Below are 23,791 nucleotides of genomic sequence, written 5' to 3' on the forward strand. Positions count from 1 at the left end.
ATTGGATTTTTAACAGTAAGTTGAGCAATTAGCTTCTCTGAAATCTATGGTTAGCGATCGCTTCCACCATCCCACTTCACGACTGATAAATTTATTGCTTTGACTATCTTGAATATTTTTGGTTATGGACTGCGATCGCTTTCCGACTTCTTTTCTTGTCCATTGTCACTAAAATTCCCCAGTGATTTTGACTGGTATCTATGATGCCTCACCGACGGCGGCTGTCGCCGCGTCTCCTACTTGCTGACGGTCGAGAACTGCGATCGCCTCCGGCGGGCGGTTACGCCATCGCAATCCTATTACCTAGCGATTCCCGCACCAGTTCCGCACCAGTTGCTGCAGTAAGTTGGGGTAGTTTACTTTATTACCCCTTGCCCTCAGTTCAAGTAATTCCCTGGCTTTATTGGTAAATATTTTGACATTATTTCTAATTTTTATTTTCCCTGCCAGTTCTAAATTTTTAAAATCCGCGAAGCGGTGTCCGCGATCGCTTGCAATTCTAAATTACTAAGTATGGCTGATTCATTGGTTACTCATATACGCATAACCGCGAAGCGGTGTCCGTCTGCATAGGCGATCGCCAGCTAATCTTTCTCTTTACCTTGGACTGGCAACTACGTTGCTCAACGACGCCGCCTGTCGCCGCATCCACTGGTTGCACACTGCTCCCTTAATTTTATATATAGCTGGGGAGCAACGTGCAGGGGACAATGAGTAATTCTGTGAGGGTTTGAGCCTGCACACTGCTTCCTTGATTTATATAGCTGGGGTGTGTGTGATCAACATATCCTCTTGGCAAAACTACGGTTCTCAACTTAGATAAGGTTTAGTTAAATTAATGAGCAAAAAGGGTAAAAAAAGATTTTTAATTTCACGCAGTTTTTCCGCCAACAAATTAAGTAAAATTACTGAAATAGTTTAATGATTGAGAATATAAAATTAATAGGTGTTAATGGTTAAAATTTTCTTAACTTGAGACTTAAAAGGATGTTTTGAAAGTATTTACTGATACAGTCATCATTTTGATATCCCCCTAAATCCACTTGAGATGGGTTAGAGAGATTAAGTAAAATATCTGATTTTTTTCAAATATCCTCTTAATCCATTTTCACAGATATTTGCAATAGATGTACGCCACTAGCAAACGCATCTGTAGCAATAATTTCTGGGAATGGGATGAAAATCAAGGCATTGTTAAGTTGAAAATTCTGATCAATGACAATTATAAAAAAAATTATACTTCAGTCATGGTGTATATAGGCAATGACATTTATTGATAAACCAAAAGGGTTGCAGCAAAGCTTAGACCAAGAAAGTTTACTGCACCAGATGATAAACCAGATCAGGCGATCGCTCGACCTCCAAGAGATATTAACGACTACCGTTAGCCAGGTACGTTTATTTTTGGGTGCAGATCGGGTAAAGGTGTATCGTTTTGATACCGATGGGAGTGGTGAAGTCATTGCTGAATCTATCAATGAGCAGCGTTTGCCATCCTTATTGGGGCAACGCTTCCCAGCTGATGATATTCCACAAAAAGCTAGGGAGATGTTTCTCTTAGCACAGCAACGTTCGATTGTGGATGTGGCAAATGGGAAGATCGGGCTATCGCCTGTACAGTCAAAAGAAACTGGCAAACGTCTAGAAACTAATATCCACTATCGACAGGTAGACCCGTGCCATATTCAATACTTAAAGGCAATGGGCGTGGAGTCTTCGTTGGTAGTACCAATTTTAGATTCTGATCCACAAGAACAATCGGCAAAGCCTAAATTGTGGGGATTGTTGGTATGTCACCAAAGTGAACCGCGAAAGATTTTGAAGCGGGAACTAAAAGTATTGCAGCAAGTAGCTGACCAAGTTGCGATCGCGATCGGTCAAAGTAATCTCCTCACCGCAGCCCGCACCAAGCAAGAGCGAGAAGCTACTATTAACCGAGTAACCACACTATTACATAAACTACCGACAGTCCAATTGCAGAAAGCGCTAGAAGAAGTTATTACTGCCTTCAATGGAATAGGTGGCAGGCTTTACATTGAACAAAGTCAGGAACTATACACCTACGGCGACCAACCGACACTGCCCTACGAGTTAGATAACAGTATTATCGAACAGCATCCCTTATGGCAAAAGTGGATGGCTGAGTCTAAACAAGGTAATATTTGGGTAACAACTGACCTGTATAAAGAACCACATTTGCGAATTTTGGCTTTAGCATTCCGTTCTACTCAAATTCGCGGACTTATGGTGATTCCCCTACATTACCGGGAAAAATTTCTCGGTGTATTAAGCATTTTTCGCTGTGAATTTGAAACGGAAATCTTGTGGGCGGGACAATGTGAACAAAATCGGCGGCAAATATTACCCCAGTTTTCCTTTGAGCTTTGGCGAGAGCAAAAAAAGGGGCAATCAGCTGAGTGGAAACCGGAAGACATCTCATTAGCGCAAGCCTTGTACGATCATTTCTCAATGGCAATTGAGCAGCAGCAAATGTTTAAACAGGTACAAGCCCTGAATGCCAACCTAGAACTGCGGGTGCAAGAACAAACTTATGAACTCGAAAAATCATTACTGTTTACCAAGGTACTCAAGCAAGTCACAGAGCATATTCGCCGCACATTAGACTTGCAGACAACTCTGCAATCCATCGTTCGAGAAGTCCGTGGGCTGCTAAATTCAGACCGGGTGGTGATTTTTGAACTGAAGAAGAAATCGGTGATTGTCGAAGAGATTAATGGCAATTGGCAGTCGGTTTTGGGAATCAATGCACCATCCGATTGCTTTCCTGATGAGTATAGCCATCTATATAGTCAGGGCAGAGTACGGGTAATTAACAACGTTTCGACAGCTTCTTTGCATGATTGTCATCGAGAGTTTTTGCAGAGTCTGCAAGTGCAAGCAACCTTAATAGTTCCGATTAATATAGGTATGGAACTATGGGGTTTACTAATAGTCCATCAGTGTGAGGCTCCTAGAGATTGGCAGGATGCAGAAATTGATTTATTGCAACAGCTAGGAGATCAGGCTGCGATCGCTATTCAACAAGCGCAACTTTACGAACAAACCTGTAATGCCGAAACTGAAGCTAGAAATCAAGCTGCACAGTTAGAGCATACCCTACATCAACTCCAAGAAACACAGACAAGATTGATTCACACCGAAAAAATGTCCGGCTTAGGACAGTTGGTCGCCGGTGTCGCCCACGAAATCAACAACCCTGTTAACTTTATCTACGGTAACCTCTGCCATGCCAGTGATTACACGGTACAAATCCTAGAAATTTTACGTCTCTACCAGTTATACTATCCCCACCCCCATAGTGAAATTAAGGCAGCGATCAAAGAGATCGATTTTGACTTTTTGGTAGAAGACCTCCCGAAAATTATCACCTCAATGCAAGTAGGAAGCGATCGCATCCGCTCAATAGTGCTGTCGTTACGCAGTTTTTCTCGCTTGGATGAGGCTGAAAACAAGTGTGTTGACCTGCATGAAGGCATTGACAACACCTTGTTAATTTTGCAACATCGACTGAAAGGAAATAGTGAATTCTCACGCATTCAGGTAATCAAAGATTATGGCAACATACCATTGGTAGAATGTTATGCCGGTCAAATGAATCAGGTATTCATGAATATCTTTACCAATGCCATAGATGCGCTAGAAATGATCATTGACGGTAAAAAGGACAAAGAGAATCCCCAATACTTCGGCAACTCTTCGAGACGCTACGCGAACGCTCAGAACAAGTACTCAATGCCTACTATCCACATTTCCACTAAACTCTCAGCAGACGAGTCTCGTCTATTAATTCGTATTAGCGACAATGGGTCTGGGATGAGTGAAGACGTGAAAAAGCGGATTTTTGATCCGTTTTACACTACCAAACCTGTGGGTAAGGGTACAGGACTAGGATTGGCAATCAGCTATCAAATTATCGTCGAAAAACATGGTGGAATAATGGAGTGCGTTTCAGAACCTGGCAAAGGTACAGAGTTCTGGATTGAAATTCCCGTCAAGCCTCCAGCCAAAATAGATCGCTAAATAACAATTCAAAATTCAAAATTTAAAATTCAAACATTTTAGACATTTCAAACGGAGATTTTAAATCCGACTGAGAGAAATGACAAAAGACCAATGACAAATGACCAAAGTAAAGTTTAGTTGCAAAAAAAAACCCTCTCATCCAGAAGTGATAATCTAATAATTGAAGCTAATAAAGCTTCCCTGGCAGATATAACAGCTGCATTTGGAATGTAGTAAGAGGTAAAAGACGCTGTTTAACTTAAATCTGTCTCGTAAAAACACAGCAACACCCAACGCGAAAACTGCTATTTCCTCAAAGATGGAATATTAGGGGGCGCTGGAACTAGTTTTTATAACTTGTTTACACAAGCGATGAAAGTTAGTACATCCCTGGCTATGATAAACAATGAGAGGAGATAGTTCAGCGAGTAGAGGTTTGGGTGTTGTTGTGTTTAAAGAGAAGCCTGAGATAGAGACTCCTCTTGGTGTAAGATTATACGAAGTTAAATAGTGAAAAATAGTTTAAATAGCGCCTTATGTCAATTATTGCGCTCAGAGCGTGGTATCTAGAAGATTACGAGCCGATTCCAGAACTGGAAAAACGTCCGCCAGACATTCGGTTAAGCAAAAAAAGCCTGTTGAGATCAGCATTGCGAGCAGACTTTTTAGAAGAAAGCGACGAAGTTAAGAAATCAACTTGGTTTGGACGCTATCTGGAAGGAGAAAATATTGAATTTTATATTGAAGGTAGCGGTGGCTATTGCGTCGCCAACATTGACTTAATTAGTCATGAAATTTATTTTACCAAACAGGCGCTGTTGGCTCAGTTAGAACCAATGATTTTTTTATCTTATCAAACAGAGTATGCCGCAGCGACGAATGTTCTCAGAGAAGAACTGCGAAAAAGTTTGGACATTTTAAACAAGCGATCGCGCCTTCCCCTAACATTGGTAGAATCCTCTCGCCCCAGCGATGCGACTGTAAGGATTAACCGCACGATCATGCGAAAAATCCGTAAAAGTTTGTTATTTATCGCTGACACCACGCCCATTGCTAGTATTGACGGTAAAGAAACTCCTCAACTAATTCCTAGTCCGAATGTCTGTATTGAGATTGGTTATGCTATCCAAAGTAAGAGGTCTGAGCAAATTTTACTAGCGCAGATGCAACGTCCAGACTTTGAAGGGCAATTTCCCTTCGATTTACCGACACAGCAAATTTTGCAATTCCAAGACACCATAGAACTAAATAAAATCCTAACAGAAACGCTTCAAAATCAGCTAGCACGATTCAAATTGTTTTTTTGAGCAATCCGTAAGTTCTCCAACTATTACTTTAATACCATTTATTTGTGAGGCTGCGTCAAACCCTTTTAATAGCAATTCACGAAAATCCTGATACATATAGATTTCTCGTAAGGGCATGGCAATGCCATGCCCCAAAAGAGCGTATTTGTATCATTATTAAAGTAAAATGGTATAAGTTTTTCTTTATTTCTTTGTGTCCTTTGTGGTTCGTTTTTCTTTCTTATACTTAGAATATGATTTAGCGCATCTTCATACAAAATTGGTATAAGAACTTTGAATTAGTAGAAAGATAAGACATAAAAATCTTCTTGAATGAGTATTTAAAATAAACGAACAGGTTTATTTTGCAGCTTGGAAGTAATAGAACTCACCCGATCAACCATATAAATCATGTATTTGTAATCTGGTACTTGTCCATTGGGTACATATCCTACTTCTTCAGCTAAACTTGAAGGCGCATCGCTCATTACTTTACGGATAAACTCTTGACGGTTACGTTCGACATTAGGCCCAATCAAGACAACACCCAATGGTACATAGTGAGGGTCTTTAAATAGGATACGGAATTGGGTTGACCCCAACTGTGAACCGTAAAGACTCAATTCAGCCTCCGAGACAGCACAGGCGATCGCTTTTCCCTCAGCGACCAATTCCAGCGCGGCTTTAGGTGTGGGTGCAAATAGAATCTCTGCTAGTGTTGTACCAAAAAGATTGTAAAGTGGGAAGTAATATCCTGTTGCTGAACCTAACTGACCTAAAGCGATCGTTTGACCTTGTAGCTGTTTTAAGTCGGATATTGGATTGTCTTTGCGAACAACAAAGATTGAACGTAAATTACTAATACCTATTAAAGGAAACAGGGGAACATATTGATGACGTGCGATTGCGATCGCAGCTAAACCCGGTGCAGCAAATACCAATGACCAAGCACGAGCCTCAAGGCGCTCAACCGCTTTGTTTTCATTAAAAGCAGGCTCTAGCTGAATATATGAGTTTGTTTTTTCACCCAAGTAATTATTAAATTTAGCATATTGGTTAATTATTTGTTCGCCTCCACCATAGTTTATAACACCAATAGTTAATGTGCCTTCAAACTCCCGTGGTGATTGGCAGGCGGCAAATGTCAAACCTAGCAGATTAAATAGAAATAAACGACGAGGAAATCGCAAAAACATTACTAATTATGGTTAAGAAAACAACTTGGCTTTCAAGACTAATTTAGATAACTTTCACTGCTGCCTAAATAGGTTATATTGCAGGAAAAAATTAATATTTATTTAAATGTTGTTGACATGGTTTATCAGAGGTAGAAATAAATATTAGACACATTTAATATAGGGGATCATCCCAAATCTGCAAAAACCTTGATACCCCTCATCCCTTAACCCCGAATCCCGTCATATGAGATTCGGGGAACTAGAATTATGTCTCCCCTCTCCCAAATATGGGAGAGGGGCTGGGGGTGAGGGAAAAGATTTAAGCACTCATTGCGATGCTCCCCTTATATACCACCTTCGTTGCTTAGGTTATGTTAAACAACATTACGTTAAAGAACTTAAAAATAGGTGCTAAATTTAACTTAATTTTAATATTAGTTTTCATAGTTAGTATTTTGGGTAGTGGCGTTGCCTTATCCAGTTTACTTCAGGGAAGGGCGCAAAATGAAGTGGTTTACCAAGCGGAGATTCTCATCCAAATGGTAAACGCAGTTAGAAACTATACACAAAATCGTATTGTTCCCCTATTAGAACCTAGAGTAGAATTAAACTCAACGTTCACGCCGGAAATAACACCGAATTTTTCAGCTAAAGAGGTTTTTGAAAATTTTCCTAAAAACCCATAATATAGTAACTTTTTTCATAAAGATGCAACACTTAATCCAACTAATTTAGCAGATAAAACCGAGAGTTTTGAAACTCAACTTGTAGAGCATTTTCGCAACGAACCCAATACTCTAGAAATTGCCGGCGGCTTACCTTGCTCCTGTTCAGTAGACATATATCCTGGGGTGCCAATGGCAATAGTAGCCTCCGTGCGCCCTGAAAGTGTAAGCAGTTGAGTTTGGACTTGTTTAACTGCGCCAAAGTCAATCAGCACTAACTTGCCGTCTTGTTGCCGCCTGATTATATTGTCGGCTTAATATCTCGGTATTCGTCATACATTAAGGAACTGGTTAAAAGATTAGGCGTCTAGAGTGAAGAGTCATTAGGCATTGGGCATTGAAAAGAGGCAGAGGGGAAACTCTTCTCCCCTGTCCCCCTCATTCCAACCTCCCGTATGCTTACCCTTTTCATTCGGGGGTTAGGTGGTTAACAATGGGTTGAATGTTTTCAAATGATTCAATCTTATGGCTAGAACTCCAAATGAATATGCCGTATACCTCCTACTGGAAAGCGGCCACAGAGAAGAAGTACGTTTTCCGACTATTCAAGAGTTTCAGAAGTGGTATAGCGGCGAACTTGTGCCAAAATCTGCTTCAAATGACTTTATTAGCGTGCCGATCAAAAATATTCAAGGGGAATATATGGTAGTAAGACCTTCTAGGGTTGTGGCAATCCGGGTAGAACCCGTTTTTAGTTCCAGTGTTGAAAGATTCAACTAAATGATGAGAAAAACCTTTGCTTTGCTTTCCTTAAGTCTGGGAATTGCCCTTGTAAACCCTCTCTGGTCGGCTGTTGCTCAGGTTCCTAACTTCCTGCCGTTGCCAGTACCTATAACTCCTGATCTCCCACCTCAGCCAATACCAATTACTCCTGAGATAACGCCACCGCTAAAACCAATCGCTATTAGAACCGATTGTAGGCTCCAGCAGACTTGCTTGGGTTTGGATGACCAAATTTGGGGTCAAAGGGGTAAAATAGGCGATCGCAAGGCGCTGTTGGCTTCTATTGATAACAGTCTGGTTTATCTAACAAAGAAAGAAGCGATCGCAGCATATCAAAATTATCCGATGAAGGAAATTACCCTTGATCGCGTTCAAAGGAGTTTGCTACGCTTCCGCCAACTGGTTGTTAGTTCTAATTCAGCAGCCCAATTACAGGCTGCTGTCAGTCGAGAGTTTGTCTTTTACCAGTCTGTGGGAAATGATGGCAAGGGTACTGTTAAGTTCACTGCTTACTACGAACCTGTTTACACCGCCAGCCGTGTCAGGACTGCAATATATAAATATCCTCTTTATCGGCTACCACCTGATTTCAGTCAATGGCCCAAACCCCACCCAAAACGAATTGATTTGGAAGGGAGGGATGGTTTAAAAGGGAATAAGAGCAAGTTGCACGGTTTAGAACTACTTTGGTTCCGCGAACGCTTAGACGCATACATGGTACATATCCAAGGTTCTGCCCAAATTAAATTAACTGATGGCAAAACAACGTCAGTTGGCTATGCAGGTGGAACCGATTACCCCTGGACTAGTATCGGCAAAGAACTAGCCAAAGATGGCAAACTTCCATTATCAGGATTGACCTTACCACGGATGATCGCTTACTTCCGACAAAAGCCTTACGAGTTGAGCAATTATCTGCCACGCTGGGAACGATTTATTTTCTTCCAAGAAACTGGTGGTACAGGAGCTACAGGCAGTATTCATGTGCCAGTAACAGCAGAACGTTCTATTGCTACAGATAAGTCTCTCATGCCACCGGGAGCGCTAGCGCTGATTTACAACTCATTTCCCTATTCTGCTGGTGGTGGCAAACTAGAGAGGCGTAGTGTCAGCCGCTTTGTGCTTGACCAGGATACAGGAAGCGCCATTAAAGGCCCTGGCCGGGTGGATTATTTCATGGGTTCTGGTAAACTAGCAGGCGATCGCGCTGGCATCACAGGCGGTAATGGTTCACTGTATTATGTGCTGCTCAAGCAATAAAGTTAGGAGTTAGGAGTTAGGAGTTAGGAGTTAGGAGTTATTAATTCAAAACTCATCACTCCTCACTCATCACTCTTCACTCTCTTTAGTACGGCGGATAAGCAAAATCATCTTCATCAGCATAAACATAAGAGTTAGAAACTCCTGCGATCGCCAATTTAGGTGTTTCTGATTTTACAGGTTCCTTCCCAAAATCTTTGTATTCTTCAAAAGTTTTACAAATCATTGCAGACTCAAGAGAATCGGAAGCAATTAAGTATTGTGTTAAAGTCCCAACCGTGGGATGTTTGTAGTCTACAGTTGAAGCTACCAGAACTGTATTTGGTTCAATACCTCTTTCTTCACACTCAATTATCGGGCAAAAAATCCCGTGAGCTTGGAACAAAGGGCCTTTTGGTGTCAAGGGTTGCTTGCGGTAAATGGCATAAACTTTTTCTAGTTCAGCAACGAATCCACTAACTACTTTGCCTTGTTGATATTCGCAGTAGGTTTTGCTGAAACTCGCTCCGGCGGCACCATTAAGAGTTAGTTGTAGTGGTGATTCATGTAAAAACTTTTTATTCTCTCCCACTAGAAAAATTAAATAGCGAGTAAAGGTTTTAAATTTAAGTTTGTCGGCTAAAAAAGCATCATAATTCTCTTTGAGCGTACCCAGTTTTAAACCACTTTCCCGGTCTTTGACAGACAATGGCCCTCGACGCACTATAACCACGCGTGGAGTAGTGGTAATAAAGACCGTTTCGACTCCAGTGGTAAATTCATGCTCTACTTGTTGCCAATTATCATCTGGCACAAAGCCGACAGCATTAGCATTATCCAGCTTAATTGCCAAACCGTGGGATTGCATACCATCTGTGCCATACCGAGGATTAATCATCTGACACCAGGGAAGGACTTGAGAAGGCGGTGCATTAAATTTCTCGTCTTCAAAGTCGAAATTAGCAGATGCTTTCATCGTTTTAGGCTATCAAAGTGTTTTCTTGAACAAGTTTATCGGCACGCCCAGGAAAGAAAAGCCAGAAGCAGAGCTTTGGTACGAGCGTCACCCGTCCCTTGGGCCTCACCCTCAAAAGAAGGGCAAACGTGCCGTCAAACTGGCGTAGTAGTTTTTCCAGATTAAGACAGAATCAATCTATGTTGCAATTCCTGTTTCGTTTTGTAACAACAGATCCTGCTAGGCACTGAGTAATTATTCCTTAGTATTATTTTGCTGAACTCAAAGCAGCGAGGGTCTTTAAATCCGGTACTTCTAAATCAGCTTGACTTATTGCTAAAATTGTGGTGTCAATTATTTTTTGGTCTGCTTGACGATTTACCCAGACTGTTGATAGTCCCAAAGATTTGGCTGTAATGATATCGTGGTATACACTAGCAGCAACGTGTAATATTTGGTCTAGCGGCAAATTAATTCTTTCAATAGCCACTCTGAAGTTGTTGAAGGAGGGTTTGTAGCTTTTTGCCTGTTCTGCTGTGATTATCTGGTCAAATTTGACCTGCAAGTGCTTTGCTGAAAAAGCAAAGAGATCGTCATCTACATTTGAGATAATTACCAGCTTAAACTTTTGCTTGAGGGTTTTAAGTGCCTCAATTGTATCAGCGAAAGGCAGCCAATGCTGAATTGAATTGGCAACTGAATTTAGTTCTTCAGCAGTTGGCTCAAAGCCAAATCGTTCACCAAATCTCTGAACTACTCTCTTCAAAACTTCTCGATATTTGATATAATCTCCAATTTCAAGTTCTGCTTCAAATTCAGCAAACAGTTCCAGAGTTTGATCGTTATCCAAATTAGTGTTATGTGCCAGCAGAAGTGGCTTTAGCACCCCCAAGATACCGTTCTCCCAATCGATTAGGGTTCCGTAACAGTCGAAAGTCAAAACCTTATATTGATTTAATTCAATCACTTTTTTATACTCCAGAGCTTGATTAGTAGTGTTCAGTTTTCACAAACCAAAAGATAAACCCATCTGCGTTGGCGCAACCCGCCGCAGCTATCCCCACATTAGCCTCTGTTAACATTTCTGAACATTTCTTTCATAATCAAAGCAGGGTGTTAAGTAGGTAGACAAGAAAGGCGCACTTTGCTAGCGATCGCCAGATTAAATACTCAAAGTTTTTCTGAATCTGTTAAGCAAATTTTACAGACAAGGCCGTTTTACCAATACCTCCTATTTTCAATAGTGCGACTAATTGACAGTATTCGTTAAGAATCCATTGCTCTAGCGTATTAAGTATTAAGTTCTTTTCATCCGGGGATTTGAAGAGAGGATGATGCTGATTGATAGCCTACTATTATCGCATGTAGTTAATTCTAGATTATCCAAATTTTGCGGTTTCTTAATTTAATTGTCAAGCAACTTTCGTCACCTTGATAACCCAGGCTACTTTGGCATAATGCCTATTTCTATAATATTAATAATACTTAAGAACGCCTTAACCTAAATTTGTACTAATTTTAACTTAACCTTTGCTTACGCTGTATGCCTTAGTAAGAAGATTATGTAGTAGCTATGGTAAAACACAGTATTCCCATCGAATTTTAGATGTATTGTTACCATTCATCCAGAGTTAAAAGCCAAATTGGAGGTTCTTACGAGTTGCTGTTTACTGCATTAAGGATTGTAGATTCATGAAATTGCAACTCACCCAATTCCATATACTCTCTCCCCAAATTAACTGGAGTGTAGACCGATGAAATGCACAGATGATGCAAGGATCATAGAAAATCAGGTGTCTACGCCTAGAGCATAAAATTTGCATATTTATTGTGGAGTTTTCTTAACTTACTTGAGGAGTACAAATGCTTGAGGCTATCGCTGTTGCTTGGATATTACTGTTTTTTGGTGATTTTTTATCCACATTCTTTTACCACGTACCCGAGCACGTTTTTGGTAGCCTACATTTAAAAACGCACCACTCCTGGAAGAAGGACTTCCGCCACTACGCTATTTTGACTTTTAATTCCCAGGTTCTTTTAGATGGTATCTTGGGAGCTTTGCCTTATGTACTTGTAGCAGTAGTCTTGTGGCCTTTCTCTCCCATCGGCGTTATCTCTGGATTACTGCTTGGTCAGTTTCATGTATGGTGGAGACACGTAAGTATACTAGGTTGGCAAACTTCAAAGGCTGTGAATATTTTATGCCAAATTCTATTTATTACTACTCCTGAGAGACATTGGTTACACCATCACAAAACTAATTTGGGTTTCGGTGATATTTTCACGTTCTTTGAACAACCGGCACAAATGTGGTTACGCTGGCTTCGGCTACTTAGACTTCGTTTTCGCTACTCTCGGATCTAACTGAAGCTACTGTTTTCCTAAATACTTTTTAAAAGTAGCAAAATCAGGTGCGATCGCACCTTTTTTTGCTACACTCTTGTATTGTTTTGCCAAACAGAAGATTATTCTAGTCTCAGAAATGCGCTCACCTACATACTCAAAAAACCTGAGTCCCAATTTACGAGTAGTAGCAACAAGATACTTGAAAAAACTATAGATTTATATCTAACGAAACCATTTCGCCCCAAAGAAGTACTTGAAAAATCAAAGCAAGTGTTGGGTTTTTGAGGAAAATATTGAACAAGAGGCAAGTGAGCAGGGAGCAGGGGAGATAGAACAGACCCACTGCAATACTGGGTTTTGGATTTTTCGATAGTGTTTTAGACCTGTAGAGACGCGAAATTTCGCGTCTCTACCAAGGTTTTTAGTCTTATCCGAGCAGTATTGAGACCCACTGTCTGTCCCTTTGCCCTATTCCTTAACGCTAGGTATTTCCTACAATCAATACAACTCTAAAATTTCTAATTGTGGTGAGAGTGGAAAGCCAAATTTTTCATGATAATGAGGAAACTTGAGTAAGAATAGGCATAAAGGTTTATTTCGGTAAAAAGCTTTCAGCTTAAACATGCGAATTTCAATACCTTCCTTTTCTGCTTCTTGGGATTCAGAAAAGCTTCCAGGAAAAATTTCATCGAAATGAATTTCAAATTTCCTGGCAGTTTCCAAAAAAGGCTTACCAATCAATCGAGCAGCATTGTCATAGGCAGGGTTAGGTATTACTTTTCTATACTGGCTTTCGTCAAATCCAGCCCTAAAAATAAATTCAAAAAATCCGCTCAATATATTGACGTTTTCACTTATATTAAAATTTTGCCAGCCCTGAACTAAGTTCTCTTGAAGTTCTTGACAAAGATTATTTATAAATTGACTTTTTTCAGAAGTAATTTCAACAGTATCCATTTCCATATTTTACCTTTTTAAATGTTGATTAGTTTACAAAAAACCTGTTATTTTAATACCTTAAAAATCCAAAACATCTTGCCATCTAAAATAAAAAGATTCAAGCGTATTGAGACAATTCAAAATTCACGCATTCAAACATTTTAGACATTTCAGACGAACGCGAGTGCATCTCGTAGAGAAGAGAAGTGCCAAGCGATAGATTAAGAGCGTTGTGGCAACTGACGCTCCAGGATGAGCTAATGCTGGCGCTATCGGGGGATTTAAACCCCGACTGAAACTGGTGCTACATATAATGGTTGGGGTCTTAGGGACTTCCAAATAAAAAATGTTCCAAAACTGACGCAAAAACTCTCTCTATTTCTTCTCTCTGCGTTCTCTGTGTCTGGAGTGGTTCGTTTATTGGAATAATTTATTTCTTGTCAGTCCCTTAAACCCTTGAACTTACAATAAAAATATAGGATTTTTGAAATTCCTCTACTCCAGTACATCATCGTAATGAATTACCATAACCAAACTTCAGTTTTGCAAATAATGTAATCCTTAAAGCGCACTAATTTTTTATAACCTCTAAAGTTTATGAATTTTTAAACCAAAATACTTATCTTGTGTTTATGCTGACACAAGAGAATAATATAAGTCAACAAGATTAGTCATAAATTAAAAAACTACTCAATATTACTATTGATAAGTTTATAATTACTTCAAATTGATATCTGATAAACGCAATTTTGGGCTAAAAATACAGACAACACAGATAGCAGTGTAAGATAAGTCAATAAAAACGGACTCAAACTAACTTAATTGAATCCGTTTGAAGCAGATTCTTGCACCAGTCTCAACCAACCGCATCAGAATGAATTCCGAGGCTAATAGCTCAAGTCTTCTAAAGAAGACTGAACAAGGGTTTGATTCCACGTTTATAGCGGTTCTCGTTTACGTGAGGTACACCCGTAGGGACACGGCAGTGCCGTACCCCTACACCTCGTGATGTTATGTTGTACCGCATCTGAATAGGAACCGCTATAGTGGGCTTGAGCTACAAGAAAGAGAAATTTATTTTTGGGCGGGCTATGGTGCTAACCCTGAATGCTGCAAGATATTTAGAAGCGCTATAGCAATGATATTTGTTTGGTAATGACAAATCTTCAAGGTAGGCGTACACGTTAAGAGCCGACACAAGCAATAATACCTTTCCCCTGCCCCTGCTTATTCAGAAGCTAATTCTGGGAAACCTTAATTTGTGAGAGCGAGAGGCTTTTGCCAGAAGGAACTAGAATTAGGAAACACCTAGCTGGGTTCTTCTGACTTTTGAAATTAGGAAAATTAGGAGTGCATGTGTGCCAAAATCCCCTAAATATTTGCTGATTGGATCAACCGAGACTTACAGCGGTAAATCTGCAACTGTTCTGGGTTTGTCTCATCAGCTACAGCAAAAAGGACTGGATATTACCTACGGTAAACCGCTTGGTACGTGTTTGAATTCGTCCAGTGGAACCGTGATTGAGGAAGATGTCCAATTCATCGCTCTTAGCCTCAATTTGCCGGAAAACCGCGTTGCACCTACAATGCTGGCTTTGGATGAACTAAATGTGCAAAAGCGCTTGCGAGGGGAAGACAAAACCGATTATCAGCAGTCTCTAATACAGGAATATTTGCATAAGTCCCAAGGAGATTTAGTGTTACTGGAGGGACCGGGTGATTTGTCTGAAGGCAATTTGTTTGACTTGTCTTTGCTGCAAATGGCTGAAGTATTAGATGCTGGCGTGCTGTTAGTAGCCCGCTATAAATCGTTGCTTTCGGTTGAGTCACTATTGGCTGCTAAAGGGCGTGTGGGCGATCGCTTGATTGGAGTTGTAATCAATGATATCCCTGTCACTCAACTAGAAGCAGTTGACACTCTCTTGCGTCCGTTTTTGGAACAGCAGGGGATTCCGGTGCTAGCAATGCTGCCCAATAGCGATTTGCTCCGCAGTGTCAGTGTTGGCGAACTAGTCAAACAGTTAAAGGCTGATGTTCTCTGTCGCAACGATCGCATGGATTTGTTGGTGGAAAGTCTGGCAATTGGAGCGATGAATGTCAACTCAGCTGTGAAATATTTCCGCAAACGCCGGAATATGGCAGTGGTAACAGGAGGCGATCGCGTGGAAATTCAGCAAGCGGCTTTGGAAACTTCTACCCAATGTTTAATTCTCACGGGGCAACTACCACCCCCACCGTTCATTCTCAGTCGCGCTGAAGAACTAGAAATACCCATTTTGTCTGTTGACTTAGATACCCTGACGACTGTAGAAATTGTTGACCGCACTTTTGGTCAAGTCCGTGTCCACGAGCCGATTAAGGTTCAGTATATTCGCCAGTTGATGTCCGAGCATTTTGACATTGACCGCTTGTTATCCAAACTAGGTTTAACTCCCTCTGCGGCATTGTCTTAGATTCATTGCTCAGTTATCAGTTGGGAGGCTGTATTACTGGTGAGGGTACAGCTGGCTCGCCGTCACCTCCCAAGGGACGGCGTGCTGTTTCTTTGCGCCCCATAGCTGGGATGTGCTTAGTTGCAGCAGCTAATCCAAAGACAGGCATATTGCCGTAAATAGCCTTATATTTTCCCGGCTCTATTAAATAAGTTTCGTGCCAAATGCCGACACTACCATCAGCACCAATGCCTTGATTAAACCTTTGCCAAGCTTTTAGATGTGCATCGGCTGGATTTCTGGCAAAATGCTCCAAATCCTCGAACGATCGCCAGTATTGAATCAGTCCTACCCCTCGCGGATAGATAAACCCTTCTCCTCCTAAAAACCCTTTTTCGGGATTCTGATTAAGGCTTCGTAGCATGGGCGACATTGCCCTGGCTGTGGGAATCCATTTGGAAAAAGCGAATAATTTATTAATTCGCATCCCAATTAGAAATACAACAAAGGGTTCATCAATCTCGGCTGTAAATCGTCCAGGTATTACTTGAGGCATCTCTCACTCCTTGTTGTTTAAGTTAATATGCAACTAATTGCATATAAATATTATTATGCAACTAATTGCATAAGTCAAGTAGTGAATTAAAAATTATGGCATTAGCGCACGCAATACTAGCTGCTCTGGTTGAGGCATCCTGTAGTGGGTATGATTTAGCAAAGCGATTCGATGGCTCTGTAGGCTTTTTCTGGTCAGCAAGTCACCAGCAGATTTACCGGGAGTTGGCGAAGCTAGAAGATCAAGGATCGATTAGTTCCGAGTCGATTCTTCAAACAAGACGGCCAGATAAAAGACTCTACAGCGTTACAGACTTGGGGGAACAGCACCTTAAAGAGTGGATTGCTCAACCTTGTGAACCCACACCGATTAAAGATGATTTACTTGTAAAAATTTTTGCTGGTCATATTATTCCTAACCAAATTATCTTGGCGGAGCTAGAACATCACCAAGAAGCCCATCTGAAAAAATTATCTACGTACAAGGAATTAGAACAGTGCTACTTTCAGAACCCGCAAGAACTGCCAGAATCAGGCAAATTTCAGTATTTAACTCTCCTAAATGGCATTAGTTACGAAACACATTGGCTAGCCTGGTGTAAGCAAGTAATGGAGTTACTGAACCAAACAATCGAAAATTAGTAGCAATGTTTAACTCAAGTTTTCTTCGTATCTACACGCTGTTTGGTAGAATATCTGGGTCGTTTAATCTGATTTTCCCGATCTTTGAGCCAATCAACAGACCTTATTAACCTAGATACATTAGCGCAAGAACTGGCGACAATCCAGCAAACGGGTTCTAAAAGAATCGCCTTGCTGGGTTCTCGTCATGTGCCGATTACGCATCAGAATCTTATTGAAATGATGACTTATGCCCTAGTTTTATCGGGTAATCGAATCATTACTTCTGGTGCTACAGGTACAAATTCAGCGGCCATCAAGGGAGCAACCCGGGCTGATGCAAATTTGTTGACGGTGATTCTACCCCAAAGCCTGGAACGCCAGCCTTTGGAATCGCGCCAGCAACTAGAACAGGTAATGCATCTAGTCGAAAATCCCAGTAATGATACTCTGTCCCTTGCTGAAGCTAGTTACCTGTGCAACAAGGAGATTGTCTCCCGTTGCCAGCAACTAATCTGCTTTGCGTTTCACGACAGTCGCACCCTGTTACAAACTTGTCAGGATGCAGAAGAACAAAGAAAAGTGGTGACGCTTTTCTACTTTGATTAGTCATTTGTCATTTGTCATTTGTCCTTTGTATTTGACTAATGACCGATGACTGATGACTGATGACTAATAATTAATGACTAATAAGTAATGATAATTTTTTTGTACTCGATCGCTGCTGCTGCCGTTCTAATTTACGTGCCATTTTTGCTAGTAGCTTATGCCCGTGTGCGTATTGGGTATGAAACGTTTTCTACTCCTCGCGCGATGTTTGATAAATTGCCACCTTATGCCCAACGAGCTACTTGGGCGCATCAGAATACCTTTGAAGCGTTTATGGTGTTTGCCGCAGCAGCATTGATGGCTTATGTAACTGGTGTAAATTCAACTACAGCACAAGTGGCTGCGATCGCCTTTGTGGTAGCCCGTTTGCTATACTCAATTTTTTATATTTTGAATATACCCCTTTTGCGATCGCTCATGTTTGCTACTGGTATGGTTAGCTCTATCACTCTTATCTTCTTGAGCATCATCCAAGCTACTAATTAAGTGGGGGATGGGGAATGGGGAATGGGGAATGAGAAAAAATTTTTCCAATATCCAATCCAAAATCCAATATCTAAAATCTAAAATGTTTTATGGCTTCTACATTTTCCTTTGACATTGTGAGCGACTTTGACCGACAAGAGTTGGTTAACGCTGTCGATCAAGTTATCCGAGACATCAAAGGTCGTTACGACCTCAAAGATACTCAAACTACTGTCGAGTTAGTCGAAGAAAACATTAACGTTAGTACTGACAGCGAGTTTACCTTAGATTCTGTACACGACATTCTGCGGGAAAAAGCCGCCAAGCGTAACCTCTCCCAGAAAATATTTGATTTTGGCAAAGTTGAATCAGCCAGTGGTAATCGGGTGCGTCAAGAAATCAAACTCAAAAAAGGCATTAGTCAAGAAATTGCCAAACAAATCTCCAAATTGATTCGAGACGAATTCAAAAAGGTACAAGCCTCAATCCAAGGTGATGCTGTGCGGGTTTCTGCCAAATCTAAAGATGACTTACAAGTAGTCATGCAACGCCTGAAACAAGAAGACTACCCAGTTGCTTTACAATTTACAAACTATCGTTAACAAATTCGTAATTCGTAGTTAAGAATTCAATTACGAATTACGAATTACGAATTACGAATTATTTTAAGCCCGTCCGCCAATACTCTTTTGAAATGCTGGACGCTCAGATAACTGCTTCATATAGTTCAACACCTCTGGGTAAGAACTGAGGTCTAGCTTCAGCAGAATGGGAATGTAATTCAAAATAGACCCCACCGCTACATCAGCAACAGTGAACTCATTACCCAGCAAAAAAGCTTGCTTACTGAAAATTTCATTTAATGGAGTCAACAAGCGGGGCATTTCTCGTTCCCGATTTTCTTCTCCAAAAATTCCTGGGCCAAGGGTAGCATTGGCAAACAATACCCATTGGTAAAATACAGCACGTTCTTGGAGTGAAAGTGGAGTTTTAGCGTACTTATCGGCAAGATACAGCAAAATTGCCCCAGATTCCCAAAGCTGAAAATCCCCATCAACAATTGCTGGAACTTTACCAACTGGGTTAATCGCCAAATATTCAGGCTTGAGGTGAACACCTGCTTGCATATCGAGCTTGACGAATTCGTAGGGTACTCTTAGTTCTTCTAAATACCATTGAACAATTGAGGCTCGACTACGAGCGCCACCGTAAAGTTTGAGCATAATTACTTATAGAACTTTATGAGTGTGAGAATGCTGTTTAACGTTATCTTCTTTCGTTACAACTCTAGCGGCATTTAATACACGTTTGCGCTCAATGGAATACTTAAATTCAGTGTAGTTTGTACCTAAAGGAATTAAAGATTTTGCAGATTCACGACGCTTGTAGGTACGAGCTGCTGCAAATGCCCGTGGCACAAATTCCTCTCCAAACTGAGCCGACTCTGGGAAGCCATCTGGCAACAGTTGTGAATCGCCATCCAGCACAGATCCCAAAGTTGTGGCATGAGCCAGCTTATAGGACGTAGGAATGCCCTTTAAGAGCGCTTCCAAAGCCGCAGAGGGAATAGGTTCTATAACTTCGATTTGATAAACTTCTCCATCTTCTTTGACGAAGCAGGTTGCCAAGCCGATAACAATGTAATCATCGGTTGCTAAATCAGGGGCATTGGAATAGGAAATTGCGGTTGTCATCAGAAAATTTCTCAAAACTTAAAAATTGGATTTAGGGGATGGGGAATGGGGCATTGGGCATTAATTATTCTCCCCCTGCTTCCTCATCCCCTCTTTAATGAACGGCTTGTTGGCATTCTACCAATTTGCTGCTCTCACTACTTGACTAGCCTTTGAGATTGACATCTGCCATTTCTGGAATTCACCCTGGGGATGAAGTATTCATGATTAGGTTTGAGGATTAATTGTTTATCTAGGGCGTAGATTTATCTTGTGCGGCTAGGTTAAGTTATCTCTTGAGATGGCTTTCATGTAACCCTAAATACTTTAAAAATAAACATAATAGTAAAACCACTAGCAGACGAAAACTAAAATTTGATTCCCCGAAGCACGGATTTAGTATAGGTAAATATGAATATTCACTCATTTTTAGCTGGTGGTGACCAGCAAAGTAATAAATATAAAATTGTTTTAAATATTACACATCAAGTCCAAGCACATAGGAAAAATGACAGTGGCGAATCTGTTTTAGGCGATCGCTATTTACGCTCTTGTGCTTTGAGTTCGGCTCAACAAGGAGATTATACTAAAGCGATCGCACTTTTGGGCCAACTAATTTCCCGCCATCCCGACAATGCCATTGATTACAACAACCGGGGCCTAATTTATTTCCAAAGTGGTGAAAGGCAAAAAGCGCTTTGTGACTATAATACCGCCCTCAAACTTAATCCCTATTTAGCTAGTGCTTATAATAATCGGGCAAATTACTATGCGGCTTGTGGAGAATTAGCAGCAGCACTTGCCGACTACGATCAAGCTATTGATTTCAATCCTCGCCATGTCCGGGCGTGGATTAACCGAGGCATTACCTGGCGTGATTTGGGGCAATATGAGGAGGCAATTGAGAATTTTGAGGTAGCACTGCTTTTTGGTCAACTAGAAGGTCATATCTGGGCTGAACGCGGCAGAACTTACCATCTTTGGGGTGACTGGAATTGTGCGTTAGCTGATTATCGTCGCGCCCTCACTCAACTGCCATCATTCCACAACAGTAAGGATATTACTGGTTGTCGCTTGCGTTTACAACTCGAAAATTGGCTAAACGAGTTGCTATCTGAATCAGCGTCCTAATTGGTAGATTAGTTCTTCTGGGGGATTCAAAATTCAAAATAAATTATTAAATTTTGAATTAGAGTTTAGTGACGCTGTATCGCTAATGACTAATAGATGATATACATAGCTTTTCAAAAATTAGCTATTAACCATTACTTGTTAGCAATAATATAAATTAACACCCGGTTTATACGTAGCCTGAATCACAAGAAAGTTAAATAATTTCAAATTTGCTATTTGTCTTAAGGTGATGACTCTGTTTGTTCATCTTCTCGGCGATCGCGATTCATCAACACGACCCGACGCTGGCTAGGATCAAATCGGTATCCTTGTTCTTGCATAATACTTTTAGTTTCCTGAGGATCGAAGTTACGGCTAAATTGCACCTGCAAACCATCGACATGTCCTTCCATCAGCTTGACTTCAGTACTAATTTCGCGCAACTTTTCTTGCTGTGACCAATGATAAGGCAAAAGTTGTGATAAGGCTGATGCTGCAACGGCTGTAATCACAAGATTAACTGTTATTTTGGCTGTACTTTCCAGTGCCATCACCTGGTAAGAACGCTGGCGAAGATGCCGTTTTGGTCGAGGAATGACCCGGCGTTTTTGTATAGGTTGTAACGGTGGTCTGGAGGGTTGAATCGCGTTCATAATGCTAAAAAATAACCTCGCTGAGTGAAGGGAAGCACTGTAAAAGCTCTCTAGCGCTAATTACTGCTGATTTAGCTGTCATATTACTTCATTTTTTTGAAATAGGTACAAGTGTTGCACCATTTAAAAAATAACCTGGCTTACGTAAGTGCCAGTTTCGTAGCTACTTATGGCATAAAGCCACAAGTATCTAGAAATTGCACCCCGTACTGCCAGGATTATTAGCTTTTTAACTGTGTCACATCGTAGGCTTATTTGTAAAGTTCTGTGGCTAATCGCCAAGCTAGAACTCCTGGAATCAGCGCCACAACTAGAGCGATGTAGACTTGAGTATCTGAGATGGAAGATATCTGAGCGATATACAGAGTATCTAAAATAGGCATGGCTGAAAACCTCCTAACCTGAATAGATTTTGAACAGTTCGTTTACTACTTTTCCTTGTTTTGCCAAGATTGGGGAATATCTTGTTACAAGATGCAACAAAAGCAGTCATTAATCAGTAGTACTTAGTGATTCTTTATTAAAAAAATTCATAAAACTATGGATTTGTATTTGGGTATCGACTTTGGCACATCTGGCGCACGCGGTATGGTGATTGATCAGGAAGCTAGCATCCAAGCACAGGTGCGATATCCTTTCCAGGACTCACCAGCCGCCGTTACGCCAAAAATTTGGCAAGAGGCTTTGTTTGTGCTGGTGGAACAAATACCTGACCAATTGCGGCGAGAAATTAAAGCGATCGCAATTAATGGTACCTCTTCCACCGTCTTGCTAGTCGATGCTGCTGGCAATCCAACAGATGCACCCCTGTTGTACAACGATACGCGAGGATCATTGCTGCTAGAGCATTTGAGGAGTATCGCACCCCCCAATCATACCGTGTTGAGTGCCACCTCCAGCCTTGCCAAACTTTTGTGGATGAGGCAACAACCCGCTTTTAGTGAAGCTAGATATTTCCTGCATCAAGCAGATTGGCTGGCGTTTCTCTTACATGGACAGTTGGGGATTAGCGATTACCATAATGCTTTAAAGCTGGGTTATGACGTAGAAGAGTTGAAATACCCAGAATGGCTAGAATTGCTGCAAATACCGATTCAGCTACCCAAAGTTTTAACTCCTGGAACTCCGATTACCCAATTGCGTCCTGAAATTGCGGATAAGTTCGGTTTACGCCGTGATTGTGTGGTCTGTGCAGGTACAACTGATAGTATTGCTGCTTTTCTCGCCAGTGGGGCAAAATTACCTGGTGAAGCCGTGACTTCCCTTGGTTCAACGTTGGTACTAAAGTTGTTAAGTCGGACTCGTGTAGAAGATGCCAGATATGGAATTTACAGCCATCGATTGGGTGATTTGTGGCTGACTGGTGGTGCTTCTAATACTGGTGGTGCAGTACTAAAGCAATTTTTCACAAATGCTGAGTTAGAAAACCTTAGCTGTGAGATTGATGCATCAATTGCCAGCGAGTTAGATTATTATCCGTTGTTGAAAGTAGGCGATCGCTTTCCGATTAATGATCCCAATCTACCGCCACGATTGGAACCACGCCCAGATAACCCAATGGAATTTCTGCATGGGTTGTTAGAAAGCATTGCCCGCATAGAAGCGCGAGGGTATGAATTATTACAGCATAAGGGCGCAGATAAGTTGAGCCGTGTTTATACTGCTGGCGGTGGCGCGGCGAATGAAACTTGGAGTGCAATTAGGGCGCGTTATTTGCAGGTTCCTGTTGTTGCCTCAGTGTATACAGAAGCAGCTTACGGGACGGCGCTGTTGGCGATGGAAGGGGTAAACAGGAGTAATTGTGTAACTTTCGTAGATATTTTGTAAATCAGTATCTATCCTAGTGACAATCAACATATCTCGGCCGATACTGGGATGATTAGATACCGGACTATAGATTCCAGGTTCACGATCTGGGCAGCTATTCGGGGATGGGTGCTTCGCAGCAAGCGAATGTCATCTATCCCCTTTATTAATTATTATCGGTGTGAGTTCTAAGGGACTTCCAAGAAATAAATTACCCAATCTTGTGGGGTGGGCAACATGAGCGCTCATGTTGCCCACCCCACAATAAGTAGTTGAGTATTTTTTTATTTGGAAGTCCCTAACTAGCCTAGCATTGCTAAGGTAACGGGTGGATTCGTCAGACTAGCGCTTTGCTTAACCCGGATTTCTCACAAAGCTTGAAGAAATAGGGGTCAAAAACTGCCAAAATGTATATTGCAAAAGAATTCCAGCAGTTTGAAGTATGACCCC

Annotated in this window: 23 protein-coding genes; 13 read left to right on the forward strand and 10 right to left on the reverse strand. The window is 41.2% G+C overall.

Features of this window, described 5'->3' with window-relative positions; genetic code table 11:
* Positions 1 to 1,263 precede the first annotated feature (1,263 nt).
* Together V7K32_RS03520 and V7K32_RS03525 are read left to right on the forward strand one after the other, a co-directional pair.
* Positions 1,264 to 4,041, forward strand: coding sequence for a GAF domain-containing protein (locus V7K32_RS03520; RefSeq protein ID WP_334990354.1), 2,778 nt, complete (start codon positions 1,264 to 1,266; stop codon positions 4,039 to 4,041).
* A 518-nt stretch (positions 4,042 to 4,559) separates the two neighbouring features.
* Entirely contained in the window at positions 4,560 to 5,330 is a 771-nt protein-coding gene (locus V7K32_RS03525) for a hypothetical protein (RefSeq protein WP_334990356.1), read from the forward strand.
* Positions 5,331 to 5,650: 320 nt separating this feature from the next.
* Here V7K32_RS03525 and V7K32_RS03530 read toward each other — a convergent pair whose 3' ends face one another.
* Positions 5,651 to 6,505 (reverse strand): phosphate/phosphite/phosphonate ABC transporter substrate-binding protein, encoded by an 855-nt coding sequence (locus tag V7K32_RS03530; RefSeq protein WP_334990358.1) that lies wholly within the window; start codon positions 6,503 to 6,505, stop codon positions 5,651 to 5,653.
* Positions 6,506 to 6,858: 353 nt separating this feature from the next.
* Here V7K32_RS03530 and V7K32_RS03535 point away from each other — a divergent pair, with 353 nt between their 5' ends.
* On the forward strand, positions 6,859 to 7,173 hold the full coding sequence (locus tag V7K32_RS03535) for a hypothetical protein (protein ID WP_334990360.1): 315 nt from the start codon (positions 6,859 to 6,861) through the stop codon (positions 7,171 to 7,173).
* Between the two features lie 74 nt (positions 7,174 to 7,247).
* Here V7K32_RS03535 and V7K32_RS03540 read toward each other — a convergent pair whose 3' ends face one another.
* Positions 7,248 to 7,427 (reverse strand): hypothetical protein, encoded by a 180-nt coding sequence (locus V7K32_RS03540; RefSeq protein ID WP_334990362.1) that lies wholly within the window; start codon positions 7,425 to 7,427, stop codon positions 7,248 to 7,250.
* A gap of 250 nt (positions 7,428 to 7,677) precedes the next feature.
* Here V7K32_RS03540 and V7K32_RS03545 point away from each other — a divergent pair, with 250 nt between their 5' ends.
* Complete coding sequence (locus tag V7K32_RS03545) at positions 7,678 to 7,932, forward strand: hypothetical protein (RefSeq protein ID WP_109010830.1); 255 nt, start codon at positions 7,678 to 7,680, stop codon at positions 7,930 to 7,932.
* Between the two features lie 3 nt (positions 7,933 to 7,935).
* A complete protein-coding gene (mltA, locus tag V7K32_RS03550; protein ID WP_334990412.1) occupies positions 7,936 to 9,195 on the forward strand; it encodes a murein transglycosylase A in 1,260 nt (419 codons plus the stop codon).
* Positions 9,196 to 9,280: 85 nt separating this feature from the next.
* Here the strand turns inward: mltA and V7K32_RS03555 are convergent, their stop codons facing one another.
* Both V7K32_RS03555 and V7K32_RS03560 read right to left on the reverse strand, forming a co-directional pair.
* The gene (locus tag V7K32_RS03555) at positions 9,281 to 10,150 is read right to left on the reverse strand and encodes a DUF5895 domain-containing protein (RefSeq protein ID WP_334990364.1); all 870 of its coding nucleotides are present in this window, start codon (positions 10,148 to 10,150) and stop codon (positions 9,281 to 9,283) included.
* 247 nt (positions 10,151 to 10,397) lie between these two features.
* Entirely contained in the window at positions 10,398 to 11,096 is a 699-nt protein-coding gene (locus tag V7K32_RS03560) for a haloacid dehalogenase type II (RefSeq protein WP_334990366.1), read from the reverse strand.
* 896 nt (positions 11,097 to 11,992) lie between these two features.
* On the opposite strand from V7K32_RS03560, the gene V7K32_RS03565 reads away from it, so the two are divergent.
* Positions 11,993 to 12,493, forward strand: coding sequence for a fatty acid hydroxylase (locus tag V7K32_RS03565; RefSeq protein WP_334883260.1), 501 nt, complete (start codon positions 11,993 to 11,995; stop codon positions 12,491 to 12,493).
* 480 nt (positions 12,494 to 12,973) lie between these two features.
* Here the strand turns inward: V7K32_RS03565 and V7K32_RS03575 are convergent, their stop codons facing one another.
* Entirely contained in the window at positions 12,974 to 13,432 is a 459-nt protein-coding gene (locus V7K32_RS03575) for a hypothetical protein (RefSeq protein ID WP_334990368.1), read from the reverse strand.
* 1,340 nt (positions 13,433 to 14,772) lie between these two features.
* Here V7K32_RS03575 and V7K32_RS03580 point away from each other — a divergent pair.
* Complete coding sequence (locus V7K32_RS03580; RefSeq protein WP_334990370.1) at positions 14,773 to 15,867, forward strand: phosphotransacetylase family protein; 1,095 nt, start codon at positions 14,773 to 14,775, stop codon at positions 15,865 to 15,867.
* 16 nt (positions 15,868 to 15,883) lie between these two features.
* Here the strand turns inward: V7K32_RS03580 and V7K32_RS03585 are convergent, their stop codons facing one another.
* Positions 15,884 to 16,402: a DUF4188 domain-containing protein gene (locus V7K32_RS03585; RefSeq protein WP_334990372.1), complete on the reverse strand. Its 519-nt coding sequence runs from the start codon at positions 16,400 to 16,402 to the stop codon at positions 15,884 to 15,886.
* Between the two features lie 95 nt (positions 16,403 to 16,497).
* Here V7K32_RS03585 and V7K32_RS03590 point away from each other — a divergent pair, with 95 nt between their 5' ends.
* The 4 genes from V7K32_RS03590 (at position 16,498) to V7K32_RS03605 (ending at position 18,698) form a co-directional block, all read left to right on the forward strand.
* Positions 16,498 to 17,043: a PadR family transcriptional regulator gene (locus tag V7K32_RS03590; protein WP_334990374.1), complete on the forward strand. Its 546-nt coding sequence runs from the start codon at positions 16,498 to 16,500 to the stop codon at positions 17,041 to 17,043.
* An 84-nt stretch (positions 17,044 to 17,127) separates the two neighbouring features.
* Positions 17,128 to 17,631, forward strand: a complete 504-nt coding sequence (locus tag V7K32_RS03595) for a DNA recombination-mediator protein A (protein ID WP_100902618.1) — start codon at positions 17,128 to 17,130, stop codon at positions 17,629 to 17,631.
* 87 nt (positions 17,632 to 17,718) lie between these two features.
* Positions 17,719 to 18,117: an MAPEG family protein gene (locus V7K32_RS03600; RefSeq protein ID WP_334990376.1), complete on the forward strand. Its 399-nt coding sequence runs from the start codon at positions 17,719 to 17,721 to the stop codon at positions 18,115 to 18,117.
* Positions 18,118 to 18,206: 89 nt separating this feature from the next.
* Positions 18,207 to 18,698, forward strand: a complete 492-nt coding sequence (locus V7K32_RS03605; protein WP_334990378.1) for a YajQ family cyclic di-GMP-binding protein — start codon at positions 18,207 to 18,209, stop codon at positions 18,696 to 18,698.
* 63 nt (positions 18,699 to 18,761) lie between these two features.
* Here the strand turns inward: V7K32_RS03605 and V7K32_RS03610 are convergent, their stop codons facing one another.
* Complete coding sequence (locus tag V7K32_RS03610; RefSeq protein WP_334990380.1) at positions 18,762 to 19,319, reverse strand: glutathione S-transferase family protein; 558 nt, start codon at positions 19,317 to 19,319, stop codon at positions 18,762 to 18,764.
* 6 nt (positions 19,320 to 19,325) lie between these two features.
* Positions 19,326 to 19,790 carry a hypothetical protein gene (locus V7K32_RS03615; protein WP_334990382.1) on the reverse strand — a complete coding sequence of 155 codons (465 nt, stop codon included), beginning with the start codon at positions 19,788 to 19,790 and terminating at the stop codon, positions 19,326 to 19,328.
* Positions 19,791 to 20,180: 390 nt separating this feature from the next.
* On the opposite strand from V7K32_RS03615, the gene V7K32_RS03620 reads away from it, so the two are divergent.
* Entirely contained in the window at positions 20,181 to 20,900 is a 720-nt protein-coding gene (locus V7K32_RS03620) for a tetratricopeptide repeat protein (protein WP_334990384.1), read from the forward strand.
* A 224-nt stretch (positions 20,901 to 21,124) separates the two neighbouring features.
* Here V7K32_RS03620 and V7K32_RS03625 read toward each other — a convergent pair whose 3' ends face one another.
* Positions 21,125 to 21,535 (reverse strand): hypothetical protein, encoded by a 411-nt coding sequence (locus V7K32_RS03625; RefSeq protein WP_334990386.1) that lies wholly within the window; start codon positions 21,533 to 21,535, stop codon positions 21,125 to 21,127.
* A gap of 251 nt (positions 21,536 to 21,786) precedes the next feature.
* Complete coding sequence (psaM, locus tag V7K32_RS03630; RefSeq protein ID WP_040630342.1) at positions 21,787 to 21,876, reverse strand: photosystem I reaction center subunit XII; 90 nt, start codon at positions 21,874 to 21,876, stop codon at positions 21,787 to 21,789.
* A gap of 199 nt (positions 21,877 to 22,075) precedes the next feature.
* On the opposite strand from psaM, the gene V7K32_RS03635 reads away from it, so the two are divergent.
* On the forward strand, positions 22,076 to 23,362 hold the full coding sequence (locus tag V7K32_RS03635) for an FGGY-family carbohydrate kinase (RefSeq protein WP_334990388.1): 1,287 nt from the start codon (positions 22,076 to 22,078) through the stop codon (positions 23,360 to 23,362).
* The last annotated feature ends 429 nt before the right edge of the window (positions 23,363 to 23,791 follow it).

The organism is Nostoc sp. (genome assembly GCF_036917635.1).
Classification (GTDB): domain Bacteria; phylum Cyanobacteriota; class Cyanobacteriia; order Cyanobacteriales; family Nostocaceae; genus Nostoc.